Here is a 13,812-nt window from a genome sequence, read left to right as displayed (position 1 = left end):
CTCTTGTTTTTACTTACCAATAATTACTATGTACTAATTCTACTATTAAATGGACATTTCATTCCATATATTAGGTATATTATTTCTTGTGTACTCAAGAAAAGCCGATTCCTATACGTTAAGGAATCGGCTTTTCTTATTTGAGCTATAGAATAAAAGATACTATCCTCTTATTTTATTGTTTCTATTAGAAAATGAATGAATTTTATTTCAAGGGTATCCAGATCTCAGAATATAAATTGGGGCTGAAAGGATCTTCGTCTGAATACACCTCTAATTCAAGGGTAGACGCATGCTCATAATGATTTGAAGGAAACCATTCTGAGAATATCTGTTTCCATGCCTTTTGCATGGCACCCGGCATAGGTCCGTGAACTTCAAATACCCCCCATTTGGATGCTGGTACTTCAAGCTTCAATAATCCTTCCGGTAATTCACCTTCGTATTCTGTAGCTACCCAATAATCCATGGTTTGCTTAGATTGCGTATCCCGATTATCGATACATACACCAAGTACGCCTTTTATATCCCCCTTGTTCAACTTAAATAATAAATCGCTTGTACCATCAAGATTAACATCATTCCAAAATTCAGGAATATCTTTAAGATTCTCATCGTTAACTAATGAAAATTCCCGCTTAACCCCTACTACTTCGAAACTTTCTCTTTCAACAATTCTGTACTTCATGGGTTCTGCCCCTTTCAGACTCACCTGGATAACCAAGCGGTTATAAGATTTCAGCTTCCCCATATTGTTTCGTGCTTCACTAGGTGTTACGCCATGTTGCTTACGAAATGCTTTGGAAAAAGCCTCGGGAGTGTCGTAGCCATATTTGTAGGCAAGGTCAATTATTTTGATATTGGTATCGGATAACTCCTGTGCAACAATAGTTAAACGTCTCCGTCGAAGGTATTCACCAACAGAAATATCGGTTAATATCGCAAATGTTCTTTGGAAATGAAATACCGATGCATTCGCTTGTTCGGCGATACTTTCAATCGTAATATGATCCAGTAAATGCTCCTCCATATAGTCGATTGCCCTCTGTAAAGATTCAACCCAGCCCATATTGCTCACTCCCTTAATTGAATAATAATAGCTAGATTGATTTAAATCCTGTCATTGTGTGCTTTGTTTGGACCTTTCCGGTTTACCTTTCGTTGTTGATTTGCATAACACGCAAATCCGGTGTGAATAAGCGCCGATAGATTAACGCACTCAGAAGCATGCTAGTCATTGCAGCTGAACCCGTGAAAGAGAACACAATAAGAATCTGATAACGCACAGCTTCAACGGGGTCTGCCCCTGCTATGATCATGCCTGTCATCATACCAGGTAATTGTACAAGACCCACGGTCTTCATCCCATCGATGGTTGGAATCATACTGAATTTCACAGCTCGCTTCCTAACATCATGAATAGCCTGTTGTGCTGTCGCACCAAGAGATAATAAGGTCTCGATTTCTCCTTTGGATGCTCGGAACTCCTGTTTGATATGATTAATGAACAATCCTGACACAATCATGGCGCTTCCGATGGTCATCCCACTGATTGAAATAATATATTGTGGCGTCGCTTGAATCACATGCAGACCTAGCAAAATCCCCATCATTAAAAGTTCCATGGTCGTTATGGCTAGCGCAATTCGCCATACAATACCGGGAATTCCTCTCCCCCGTTTGCCTGCATTCCATGATGCAATACAGATCATAAAAATAATAATTAATATCGAATAAATCATCTGATCGGATTGAAAAATAAACTGCAATACGTAACCCACCAGAAGTAATTGTACCGCAGATCTAATGGTTCCAATGGCGATATCCTTCTCAAGATCAAGCTTCTTCCAAACTGAAATAAACATCGTTAGCATGATGAACAGAAGCGTAAAACTCAAAGCCGTTAGTGTCATACCAACACCTTACCTTCAGGAACCTGAATGAATTTCCGCGCTAATTCTGTTGCTGGTTCAACGTAAAAAGAAGCACTCAAACTATCTTCCAGCAAAGTGCCCTCTCCCATGAACCATGTTCTTCTACTTATTCTGCTGGCTTGCTCAAGATCGTGCGTAACCCATAACAAGGTTGTCCCTTCTTCTAAATGCCACTGAAGTAGTACATCTTCTACTTTCCGGGTCATATTATTATCGAGAGAAGCCGTAATTTCATCCAATAAAAGGACGCTGGGTCGAAGCAGCAATGATCGAATTAATGAGATACGTTGTTTTTCACCACCTGATAAATCAGTAGCATTCTTACTCATATCCAAATAATCGAGACCCATCTCGTTTAATAGTCGAGTTGCGAGGTCTTGGTCATATGGAATACCATGTAACCTACTCACTGTCTTTAAATTATCTTCTATAGTTGCGGGAAGCATAACGGCTTGTTGGGCCACATAACATACTTGCATTCTCCAAATACGAGAGTCCATTTGCGTAAACGAAGTTTTATTTAAGAGGATATCCCCTTGATCTGAAGCCTCCAGCAAGGCCAGCATTCGTAATAACGTACTCTTCCCCTGTCCAGAGGTACCTATGATCGCAATTCGATCGGGTTGCAATATTTCTGCTGAGATATTAGAAAATAAGTATTTGAAAGTCGGGGCCTCTTCATTCCAATCATTCTTCGTGATATTGTGTATTTCAAATGTAGCGCTCAATGCCTCTCCCCCGTCTAATCAAAAGCTAGTAATCATTGTCCACAAATTATAACATTCCCTTGCTTTACTGACATGACACTATTCAAAATTTATAGATGTTTTTTTCTGAAATTTCAACATATTTATTCATTTTTCAACAAAACACTTGCATTATCAGTACATTGTAGTATATACTTAGTTTCTGGTTGAGAATAACATTGCTTTTAATGACGCGGGGTGGAGCAGCCCGGTAGCTCGTCGGGCTCATAACCCGAAGGCCGCAGGTTCAAATCCTGCCCCCGCAACCAATTTAAAATTTAAAGTACGATAATATATAATACTCGGCGGAGACGCTGAGTATTTTTTTGTGTTCCATAACTAAAGAAAAGGAGTGTCCGAAGCCTTCTACAGGTCTTCAGACACTCCCCTTTAATAAAAAGTTACTTAGTTCTTCTTCGCATTCTGTAGCGCACTTTCTACAGCTTGGATAACAGCCTCACTGGATTTCGATGCTCCTGATACCGCATCAACTTCTGCAGTAGATTGCTTCTCAATAATCTCCGGAATAGTCGTATCGATGGCGGCATCTATCATATTTTGTGTTTCTCCATGCTCTACAATCGCTATCTTTTCGATCTTTTCCCCCTTCACTTCCATGTGACCTTTAGAGACTAGCCCATATTGTTCGAATAACCTTTTTTTATTTACTTAACTCAGGATATATTTACTAAATAGACTTATTTCGTAGGAATAAATAATCCAGATGCCTGAAGCCCACTCCATAGATCATTGAATTGCGGAATATCCAGCTGTTGGTTAGCATCAGATAGAGCCGTTTGCGGATCTGGATGCACCTCGACCATAATCCCATCAGCTCCAGCAGCTAGAGCCGCTTTTGCGCAAGGAAGTAGAATATCTTTACGTCCTGTAGAATGAGTCACATCGACTAGTACTGGCAAATGAGTCTCTTGCTTCAATAGTGGTACTGCTGAAATATCCAGCGTGTTACGTGTCCATTTCTCATACGTACGAATTCCGCGTTCAATTAACATCACTTGAGAGTTACCGTGGTATAGAATATATTCAGCGGCATGAATGAATTCCTCAAGTGTTGCCGCAATACCTCGTTTGAGCAGCACAGGAATTTTCGCTTCGCCCGCCGCTTTCAATAGCTCATAGTTCTGCATATTACGTGCGCCAATTTGGATGACATCAATCGTTTCAGCTGCAATCTCCATATGTGCAGGATGCACAATTTCACTGATGATGGAAAGTCCAAATTCATCGCCTACTTCCTTGAGCATTCTCAAGCCTTCGATTCCAAGTCCTTGGAAATCATACGGAGAGGTGCGGGGTTTAAACGCTCCACCTCGCATGACCTGAACCCCTGCCTTCTTAAGAGCAGCAGCCACAGTACGTAATTGCTCCATCGATTCAACGGAACATGGGCCAGCCACCATCACAGGTGAACCACCACCGACCCAAGTCTGTTCTTTTAGAGGAATAACGGTGTCCTTCGCATGTTGTGTACGACTAACAAGCAACTGGCGCTTATGATCTTCTTCTTGTATACCTAGCGAGGCTTTGAATATTTCTTTGAACAAGTGCTTAATCGTACTATCCTCGAAAGGACCCTGATTGCTAGCTATAATTTGCTCTAACATTTCTTTCTCACGAATGGGATCAAATTTAGGTACACCTTGCTTCTCCTTGATGACACCAATCTCATAACTGAGACGCGCGCGTTCATTCAACAACCCTAATAGTTTGCTATTCACTTCATTAAGCTCAACTCTTAATTGATCTAAATCTTTATTCATCCCTCATCATCCTCCATATAAAATAATAAAAAGCTGTCTCGCAAGGGACGGATATATCCGCGGTACCACCCTTGTTAGACAGCCAAATGTTTTGGTTTTCTCACTTAACACAATTAACGGCGTGTGCCGGACTTCCTTACTGCACCCGGGTGCGGTTCAGGAAATCAACTCCGGAGTGAATTTCATCAGTGCAACTCCCGCGGTGCGCTCTCAATCGGTGGCGTACCGTCCCTGTTAGGGTGCATCAGATTACTTGTCTCCATCATGGTAGATATTGCATTCAATTGAATTGAGCTTATTATAAGCATAAAGTCTTGGATGATGCAAGTATTTACGTTAAAGCGTTAGCTCCAGATAGTAACTGAACCATTCTCATCATTCTCCTGGATCATTCGAACCCTTCAGGTTGTTATATTTTCAACCGATAAATGGCCTTATTCTCGAGTCCTCTAATATATGTTGTCCATTCATCCGTTTCAGGTGTCGTATCTAGCGCATCCTCTACCATTTGAAGCTTCGCATCCATGGTATCAATATGATGTAATGCTACAGCTTCAGGCGTCTGAGGTTGAACAGGACTCCCCCATTCACCTAAATTGTGATGAGACAATACTAAATGCTGTAACCCAAGAACCTTATTGCTATTAAGATCTATATTCAATCGAATAGCCGCTTCGGTAATCCAGTTAGAGGCCATCGAAATATGTCCGATCAACTTACCCTGCACACTATATTCCGAGACAATACCTAACTGTGATACCATCTCCTCAGGCTTAGCAATATCATGCAGAATAATACCAGCTTTAATGAAATCTGCATTCAGGAATGGTCGCTGTTTACATAGAAACTCCCCGATCTCGAGCATCCTAACCATGTGATAAGCAAGTCCTGCAAAATACGCATGGTGATGCATCTTTGCTGCTGGAGAATGTATCAATTTATCTTCTACTTTCGTAATACAGTAAGATACGATCGCTTTAATCTCTTCATCAACAATGCTTTCATGAGCCCGCTTGATAGTATGAACAAGATCAATAGGTGTCATCGGAGCTGAACGAATGAAATCCGTCACGGATACCCCATCGTCTGGAATTGCTTTGCGCATCTTCGTTACTTTGATTTGAAGTCTCTCACGATATAGATGAGCGATTCCCTGCACTTTCACTAGATCCATTGGAAAAAATGTTTCTTTATCTGTTATCGACACATCCCAGAACTTCGCGGATAGCTGTCCACTAGAATCGCACAGAGTGAGGTCAAAATAATCTTTAGGTGGTGTTCCATTTGTTTGTTTAACTTCGAGTTCCTTCAATAAATAAAATCCAACAAACTCATCTTGATGAGTTAATTGTGTAATTAGTGTCATGTCATTCCCTCCCATTGATAAGTACATTATACAATAATACCATCGTTCCAAGGGCCTTCACCTGAGCTAAAATAGAAAAAGAAGTGAAATCACTCTATGAATGAGCTAATACCTATTATCTTATGCATCAAAGATCTTCTCCATATCTTATCTATTGACATTAACGCTACGTAAAGATATACGCTTATCTTGTTAGGAGGATTAAACATGGAATATACCATACAGAAGTTAGCTCATATGGCAGGAGTAAGTACAAGAACCTTACGTTATTATGATCAGATTGATATTCTTAGACCCGCAAGAACGAATTCTTCAGGGTATCGTATTTATGGTCAATCTGAGATTGATCGATTACAGCAAATCTTATTCTACAGAGAACTTGGCGTTAACTTAGATAAGATTAAGGAGATCATAACTTCTCCAACTTTTGACGGGGAGTATGCACTAAGAGAACATCGTGAGAAACTTCTTGAGAAAAGAGAACAGTTAGACCAATTAATCGCTAATGTGGATAAAACATTGGCCTTAACGAAAGGGCGTATTACGATGACCAATGAAGAGAAATTCGAAGGCTTCAAACAAACGATGATTGATGAGAATGAAGCGAAATACGGGCAGGAGATTAGAACGAAGTATTCGGATGAACTAATCAATGCATCCAATCAAAAAATAAAAGCAATGACAAAGTCCCAATTTGCTGAGATTGAGCAGTTGGATATCTCTATTCATGAAGTCCTTGCTCAAGCTTTTGCCACAGGCGATCCTTCAAGCGAGTTAGCTCAACAAGTAGCAGACTTACATCGACAATGGTTGAGTTACTACTGGAGCACTTACAGCAAAGAGGCTCACGCAAGCGTTGCGCAGATGTATGTAGATGATGAGAGGTTCACTTCATACTATGATAAGAAGCAGCAAGGACAAGCGGAGTTCCTCCGAGATGCTATTCTGATTTACACGGGGTCGAACATATAACTCTTGTGCATAGCAAATTTCCTCCTACGAATTTTACAATGTATATGGTAAACTGTGGATGAATAATCAGCAGTAATAAACTATACCATAGAATATTTATCGGGGAGGAAATACATAGCGTGGAGCCGAAAAACAAAAAATTAGCGTGGAACATCGTACAATCCTGGTGGATTTTATTAAATTTTGTTTTTTTCATGAACTGGTCAGCCTTCGTCTATATTGCTATAAGAGTAAAAAGTAAACGTTGGGCGGTTTGGGCGGTTATTTATACCCTTTCATGCTTTGTGGGCATCAGTATGGCTGCCTCATTTCCCCATCCTAGCTGGCAGACGAACTCGGGAATGTCGCTGTTCCTTATTAGCTGGATGGTTTGTTTGCTTCACTCAATCATCGTTAGAAAGGAATTTCTATTACGTCTAGAAGCTCGTGATTTACTCTCTCAAAAAGAAGATTATAATCTAAAGCGTCAGCTTGAAGATGAGTATGGTATAGACTTTGATAGTCCTGACCCTGTTCAGTCCAATCGACCTGTACCCCATACCGTTGCGGCACAAGATCGTCTCATACGGCAATCATCGGAGATGCCCCCTTCTAACCATTGAATCCCCATGTCCATACCCTTCGTTGTTCAAAAACATTAGATAAGCTGTCAAGGTTTCCTTGACAGCTTATTTGTATTGCCACCCTACTTCGATTTAGTTCCTATTTTCACTCCGTCATTCACTAATACAGCCAGTTCATTAGCACATCTTTTATCATTACAGAAATAACCTTACCCATCATATCAAGCCAGAAATTCTGGTCATTATTTAAGTATATACTATATCTTATGTCTAGCTGTGGATAGTAACCACTACATGTTGATTTATGTCAAGCGTATTCTTCTTGAATTTTAATCTCTAAAAAACAATGAAAACTATGTGACATAAATAACAAAGTCTATTTGATATGATATACTACTCACGAAATAAGAACTGGAGAAAGGGTGATTATTACGTTAGTTATCAAACGGGATGGATCTGAAGTCCCCTTTAATCAACAGAAAATTATCGATGCTATATGTAAGGCTATGGATAGAACGGACAAACAAATAGATATTGATGTCGCACAACGTGTTGCAGATAAAGTAACAGCTAAAATTTCTAAATATGAAAAGATTGATATTGAACATATTCAAGATGAAGTCCAGTCCTCCCTTATGAATAGCTCAAGAAAAGATGCTGCCGAGGAGTATATTGGATACCGTGAGATAAGAACGCTGAAAAGGCGTGAACGAGGCAGTCTCGACAAAAAAGTACAAGGTCTTCTTGACCTGACCAATGAAGAAGTGTTGAAAGAGAATTCGAATAAAGATGGAGCAACGATTCCGACACAAAGAGATTTGCTCGCAGGAATTATGGCTAAAGACTTTGCTCAGACCTACATGATTCCCAAAAGAGTTGTCGAAGCGCATAACAATGGCGATCTTCATTTTCACGATCAAGATTATAGCCCCTATTTTCCTATTTATAATTGTATGTTGATTGATCTTAAGGGGATGCTAGAAAATGGCTTCAAGCTTGGTAATGCTCAGATTGAGACACCCAAATCCATTACAACAGCAACGGCCATTACTGCACAGATTATTGCCCAAGTCGCCAGCCATATTTATGGTGGGAATACGATAAACGAGATCGATGTCATATTAGCTCCCTATGTTGCGCAATCTTTCAAGAAGCATTACAAGAATGGCCTAGAATGGCTCTATATGGTCGATGCTAGTGTAATCGATGGATTAGATATTTCTTATACCAATAGTACGCTGAACAGTGAATATCCAAGATGCTTTGAGTATGCCAAGAAACTCACTGAAAAAGAGACTTTTGATGCCTTTCAATCCTTGGAATATGAAATCAATACACTCGTAAGTGCCAACGGCCAGACCCCCTTCAGCACCTTCGGATTTGGTCGAGGTCTATCATGGGAAGAACGCCAGATTCAAATTGCTATTCTGAAGAATAGAATTAGAGGTTTGGGTAAGGACGGTAAAACTCCAGTATTTCCTAAACTGATCTTCGGGATGGAAGCAGGCGTGAATGTAAAGCCAACCGACCCTAACTATGATATTAAAAAACTAGCGCTAAAATGTAGCACACTACGTATGTATCCGGATATCATCTCTGTACCCAAAGTGAAAGAGATTACAGGGTCATTCAAATTCCCTATGGGATGCAGATCCTTTCTTGGTGTATATGAAGAGAATGGACAAGAACTTCACGATGGTAGATTCAATATGGGTGTCGTAACCGCCAACCTGCCTCGTATCGCCATACAGGCTGAAGGATCAGAGCAACAATTTTACCTACTGCTAGATAAATTATTAGATACGTGCAAGGAAGGCCTAATGTACCGTATTCAACGCTTGAAAGGTGTCAAAGCTAAGGTAGCCCCTATTCTGTATATGGAAGGTGCCGCTGGGAGTCGACTTCAACCGGAAGATAGCATTGACCATCTATTAGTAAACGGTAGAGCTAGTATCTCTCTTGGTTACATAGGCATTCATGAAACCATTCTTGCGTTATATGGTAGACATATGTTCGACGATCACATCCTTCGTCAGAAGGGCCTAGACATTGTGAAATATATGAGTGCAAAGACTGAACAATGGAAGAATGAAACAGGATACGGATTCAGTCTGTATTCGACCCCAGCAGAATCTCTATGCTATCGCTTCTGTAAATTAGATGAGGAGCAATTCGGCGTTATCGATGGAGTAACGGACAAAGGATACTACACGAATTCTTTCCATCTAGATGTCAATAAGAAAGTGACACCCTTTGAGAAAATCGCGTTCGAGAAAGAGTATCCCTATTATGCCAGCGGTGGATTTATTACCTACTGTGAATTTGACTCTCTGGTTAAGAATCCTGAAGCACTAGAAGCGGTATGGGATTACGCTTATGAGAATGTACCTTACTTTGGGACGAATACTCCAACTGATAAGTGCCTAGTATGTGGATTTGAAGGTGAATTTGAAGCTACCAACACCGGATTCGAGTGCCCCAACTGCGGTAATCGCAATCCCAAAACGTCATCCGTTATTAGACGCTGTTGTGGATATTTATCTGAGCCCAGTCAAAGACCATTTAATGCGGGCAAACAAAAAGAAGTCCTCTCTCGCGTAAAGCATATGTGATACATGAATATAGCAGATTATAAGAAATTCGATGTCATCAATGGAACAGGATTGCGTCATGCGATCTTCACATCAGGCTGTGAGCATCACTGTAAAGGTTGCTTCAATGCAGCTACCTGGAATTTCGATTATGGGACGCCCTATACACAAGAGTTTGAGGATCAGGTCATTCGTGACTTAAATATTAATTATGTATTCATATCAGGACTCTCCATTCTCGGTGGAGAACCCTTTCAAAATGTAGAAGGATTACTGGGCCTAGTCAAAAGAGTCAAGAACGAATGTATCGATAAGAATATCTGGATCTGGTCAGGATACACATTCGAGGAGATTATCGCAGATGAATCCCAGTTAGAATTACTCACATATTGCGACGTCCTCATTGATGGTAAATTCATATTAGAACAAAGGAATCTGAAGCTACAATGGCGAGGTTCTGAGAATCAACGCGTAATCGATGTGAAACAAAGTTTGAGTCAAATGCAGGCTGTTTGGTTAGCGTTGGACTAATATATTATAAGTTACACCTTTTTAGTGGTATCACAAGAAAAGGAAGCATTGGACCCGTAAAAGACCTTGTAAAAACAAGGTTTTTTACGGGTTCATTCATTGAAAAACGATCCGAGAAAAAGGAAAATGCCGAAGTATGTCGAATTTACTTGAGCTATGAAAACAAAAACAACTTCATCTAATCGAAAAAATATTATAGTCTTCCTTTTCTTCGTTGCCCTCCTTCTCAGCCTGAGGTTGTCCTGGAATGCCACGCATTCTTCGCCTGAACACCCTCAGGTGGTTCAAGGTGTGCTGGACATGCGGGGATGGGATTTCGAGAACTCTCGTTCCGTTACATTGGATGGCGAATGGCAATTTTACCCTGAGCAGTTTCTTACCCATGCCAAATCGCAGTCTTCTGTTTCACAGCGCTATGTTCAGGTTCCTGGCGATTGGCGCAGTGCTTTATCAACCGAAAAAAATTCTTCTTATGGCTACGGAACCTATAGGCTCCGTATACTGATCGACAAGCCCCTCGAACAACCCTATGGCTTCTGGATTCAGAATATTCAGGCCACTTCCATAATCATCATCAATGGAGAGAAATTAGGAGGGTTTGGGGTGCTTGCCGAACAGTCAGAGGGCTACAAGCCCAAAGTTATCTCCTACACCGCCTCCTATATCGCTGGCGACCAATCGGTAATTGAGCTGCTCATTCAAGCATCCAACTTTGACAATCCTAAGTCTGGAGGCATTGTCCAGTCGATTAAATTCGGGTCCCAGGCAACTATCGACACCGAACGATGGTATTCCATCGGATTTCAGCTGTTTACCTTTGTCATTATGCTGCTGCATACCTTATATGCTGTCATCTTGTACTTGTTTAACCAGCGGCGCAAGGAATTGGTTATTTTTGCACTAATGCTGCTATTCGTCAGCATCGCGATTGCGATCGATAATGACTCTCTGCTGTTGATCTGGCTGCCGATCAATTACACTTGGGCATTAAAAATCAAGTTGCTTTCTTATATGCTTGCCACTTTTCTCATGCTCATACTGACTCAAGGCTTTTCTAGGAATGGTAAGGGGGGAAGGCTGTTCCAACTGTTGTCTGTCGCGCTCGGCCTGTACTCTGCATTCATTCTTCTGTCCCCTGTACAGAACATATATTATTCACTCCCTATTTTCGTCTTGATGTATGTACTACCTCTAATACAGGTGATTTATTTAATCGTTAAAGTGTTTATCCAAAAGCATCGTAATGCCCTATTCCTGCTTCTGGCAGTTACCAGCATCGCCTGCAGCGTAGCCTGGGGGATTCTTCAAAATATAGGGCTCGTCACAGTCACCTTTTATCCGTTTGATATGATCGCAGCCATCGTCACGTTCTCTTCCTATTGGTTTAAACAGTATTTCAACAATGCTGAAGAGAATACCAAGCTTACTGAGCAGCTCAAACGGACAGACAAACTGAAAGATGAGTTTTTGGCCAATACCTCGCATGAGCTGAGGACGCCACTACATGGTATTATCAATATCGCCCAAAAGGTCATGATTAATGAGAAAGCCTTCCTGAACGAGAAGAGCTTCAAGGATATGAACTTACTCATTACGGTCAGTCGCCGCATGTCTCATCTTCTAAACGATTTGCTTGATATTACAAGACTCCAAGACAAAAAAATCACCTTGCACAAGGAACAACTACATCTCCAGTCTGCTGCTTCCGGTGTTATCGACATGCTTGATTTCATGACGGCAGGAAAACCACTAGAGTTACGTATGGACATCCCCAAGTCGTTTCCTCCAGTTTTTGCGGATGAGAAGAGACTGGTGCAAATTTTAATCAACCTGCTTCACAATGCCATTAAATACACCCATGAGGGCATGATCTCTATTACTGCTGAATCCAAAGGCAAAGAGGCTGTCATTCATGTGACGGATACAGGTTCAGGAATAGAAAGGGAAATCCAAGCCCGTGTGCTGCAGCGGTATGAGCAAGGTGCGAGCGGTATCAACAACGCCGGAGGCATTGGACTTGGGTTAAGTATTTGCAAGGAGCTTGTGGAGTTGCATGGAGGGCAACTGACGCTACAATCGGAACCGGGGGCTGGCTCTGTGTTCACCTTTACGCTTCCACTTTATGCCCAAGCCCGAGATTTCCACGAAGCTATCTCGGTTCATCCTCAGAATGACGAGATTTCTAATGAGGTTAGCGCCAACAATGTCGCCACTATGGTCATTAATTGGGCCGATATTCAGGATACGAAGTTAACGCCGCCTCCAACGGAGGAAACCATGAACATATTGGCAGTCGATGATGATCCAGTAAATCTAGAGGTACTGAGAAGCATTTTGTCAGCCGAGCCCTATCATATTGTTTCGGCTTTATCTGGCAAGGAGGCCCTGAACTTGCTCAATACTGGGCAATGGGATCTAGTCATCTCCGATGTGATGATGCCCCATATGTCCGGTTATGAATTAACCCGAATGATCCGGGAACGATTCACGATTTCGGAGCTTCCGATTCTTTTACTCACAGCCCGCAGTCAACCTGAAGACATCTATAGTGGTTTTCTGTCTGGTGCCAACGATTATGTGACCAAACCGGTTGACGCTCTGGAACTGAAATACCGTGTCTGGTCGTTGACGACGTTAAAGCAATCTTTCAATGAAAGACTGAGCATGGAAGCCGCCTATCTTCAGGCACAAATTCAACCCCATTTCTTGTTCAACACCCTGAACTCGCTTATGGCCTTGAGCTATATTGATACGGAGAGAATGCGTGAACTGGGTGACGCTTTTTCGTCTTATTTACGGATCAGCTTTAATTTCATCAATCTAGAACGGCTTGTCCCGCTTTCCAACGAGTTAGAGCTCATTGAAGCCTACCTCTTTATTGAGAAAGAACGGTTTAAAGACAGACTGGATATTGTATGGGAGATTGAGCCAGACATAGATCTGCGCCTGCCACCACTCACTATTCAGCCGCTGGTTGAGAATGCGGTCCGGCACGGCCTGCTAAGCCAATCCAAGGGTGGAACGCTTCAAATCCGAATTCATCGCCAAAACGGAGGGACCTTCTTCGAGGTAAAGGACAACGGCAAGGGAATGAATGAAGAAAAAGTAAATATGCTTTTAGATCATTCGAGCAAGGAAAATAGAGGAATTGGACTTATCAACACAAATCGAAGGCTGGAACAGTTGTATGGTAAAGGATTAGTTATCCAGAGCAAGCCTGGGGAGGGGACTACCGTGTCATTCGTCATTCCCAATCAGGAAAATGAAGTTGTATCGTGAATTTGGACCTGTATCGTTTTGCTGTCGGCCACATCTTATTTCATTGGAG

Annotated in this window: 11 protein-coding genes, 1 tRNA gene and 1 other annotated feature; of the genes, 6 read left to right on the top strand and 6 right to left on the bottom strand. The window is 41.5% G+C overall.

Annotated elements, in window-relative coordinates; translation table 11 throughout:
- Positions 1 to 205: 205 nt before the first annotated feature.
- The 3 genes from UB51_RS00955 to UB51_RS00945 all read right to left on the bottom strand — a co-directional run bounded on the left by UB51_RS00955 (position 206) and on the right by UB51_RS00945 (position 2,662).
- Positions 206 to 1,069 carry an AraC family transcriptional regulator gene (locus UB51_RS00955; RefSeq protein ID WP_044875675.1) on the bottom strand — a complete coding sequence of 288 codons (864 nt, stop codon included), beginning with the start codon at positions 1,067 to 1,069 and terminating at the stop codon, positions 206 to 208.
- A gap of 82 nt (positions 1,070 to 1,151) precedes the next feature.
- Entirely contained in the window at positions 1,152 to 1,913 is a 762-nt protein-coding gene (locus tag UB51_RS00950; protein ID WP_044875674.1) for an ABC transporter permease, read from the bottom strand.
- Complete coding sequence (locus UB51_RS00945; protein WP_082062965.1) at positions 1,910 to 2,662, bottom strand: ABC transporter ATP-binding protein; 753 nt, start codon at positions 2,660 to 2,662, stop codon at positions 1,910 to 1,912. The genes UB51_RS00950 and UB51_RS00945 overlap by 4 nt, the downstream gene beginning before the upstream one ends.
- A gap of 210 nt (positions 2,663 to 2,872) precedes the next feature.
- On the opposite strand from UB51_RS00945, the gene UB51_RS00940 reads away from it, so the two are divergent.
- A tRNA-Met gene (locus tag UB51_RS00940) sits at positions 2,873 to 2,949 on the top strand.
- 136 nt (positions 2,950 to 3,085) lie between these two features.
- On the opposite strand, the gene UB51_RS00935 is transcribed toward UB51_RS00940, so the two are convergent.
- The 3 genes from UB51_RS00935 to UB51_RS00925 all read right to left on the bottom strand — a co-directional run bounded on the left by UB51_RS00935 (position 3,086) and on the right by UB51_RS00925 (position 5,827).
- On the bottom strand, positions 3,086 to 3,292 hold the full coding sequence (locus UB51_RS00935; protein WP_234405519.1) for an FMN-binding protein: 207 nt from the start codon (positions 3,290 to 3,292) through the stop codon (positions 3,086 to 3,088).
- A gap of 86 nt (positions 3,293 to 3,378) precedes the next feature.
- On the bottom strand, positions 3,379 to 4,461 hold the full coding sequence (locus UB51_RS00930) for a bifunctional 3-deoxy-7-phosphoheptulonate synthase/chorismate mutase (RefSeq protein WP_044875672.1): 1,083 nt from the start codon (positions 4,459 to 4,461) through the stop codon (positions 3,379 to 3,381).
- A 40-nt stretch (positions 4,462 to 4,501) separates the two neighbouring features.
- Positions 4,502 to 4,736: a binding site (T-box leader), on the bottom strand.
- A 134-nt stretch (positions 4,737 to 4,870) separates the two neighbouring features.
- Complete coding sequence (locus UB51_RS00925) at positions 4,871 to 5,827, bottom strand: 3'-5' exoribonuclease YhaM family protein (protein WP_044875671.1); 957 nt, start codon at positions 5,825 to 5,827, stop codon at positions 4,871 to 4,873.
- 207 nt (positions 5,828 to 6,034) lie between these two features.
- Between UB51_RS00925 and UB51_RS00920 the strand changes: the two genes are divergently transcribed.
- The 5 genes from UB51_RS00920 to UB51_RS00900 all read left to right on the top strand — a co-directional run bounded on the left by UB51_RS00920 (position 6,035) and on the right by UB51_RS00900 (position 13,763).
- The gene (locus UB51_RS00920; protein WP_044875670.1) at positions 6,035 to 6,799 is read left to right on the top strand and encodes a MerR family transcriptional regulator; all 765 of its coding nucleotides are present in this window, start codon (positions 6,035 to 6,037) and stop codon (positions 6,797 to 6,799) included.
- A 119-nt stretch (positions 6,800 to 6,918) separates the two neighbouring features.
- Positions 6,919 to 7,401, top strand: coding sequence for a hypothetical protein (locus tag UB51_RS00915; protein WP_044875669.1), 483 nt, complete (start codon positions 6,919 to 6,921; stop codon positions 7,399 to 7,401).
- Between the two features lie 383 nt (positions 7,402 to 7,784).
- The gene (gene nrdD, locus UB51_RS00910; RefSeq protein WP_234405518.1) at positions 7,785 to 9,974 is read left to right on the top strand and encodes an anaerobic ribonucleoside-triphosphate reductase; all 2,190 of its coding nucleotides are present in this window, start codon (positions 7,785 to 7,787) and stop codon (positions 9,972 to 9,974) included.
- Positions 9,975 to 9,977: 3 nt separating this feature from the next.
- Complete coding sequence (gene nrdG, locus UB51_RS00905) at positions 9,978 to 10,484, top strand: anaerobic ribonucleoside-triphosphate reductase activating protein (protein WP_044875668.1); 507 nt, start codon at positions 9,978 to 9,980, stop codon at positions 10,482 to 10,484.
- A 300-nt stretch (positions 10,485 to 10,784) separates the two neighbouring features.
- Entirely contained in the window at positions 10,785 to 13,763 is a 2,979-nt protein-coding gene (locus tag UB51_RS00900) for a hybrid sensor histidine kinase/response regulator (RefSeq protein ID WP_324607771.1), read from the top strand.
- The last annotated feature ends 49 nt before the right edge of the window (positions 13,764 to 13,812 follow it).

It is taken from the genome of Paenibacillus sp. IHBB 10380, assembly GCF_000949425.1.
Lineage (GTDB): Bacteria > Bacillota > Bacilli > Paenibacillales > Paenibacillaceae > Paenibacillus_AQ.
Note: the sequence above shows the minus strand (reverse complement) of the source record. Positions and strands in the feature narration are given on the sequence as shown.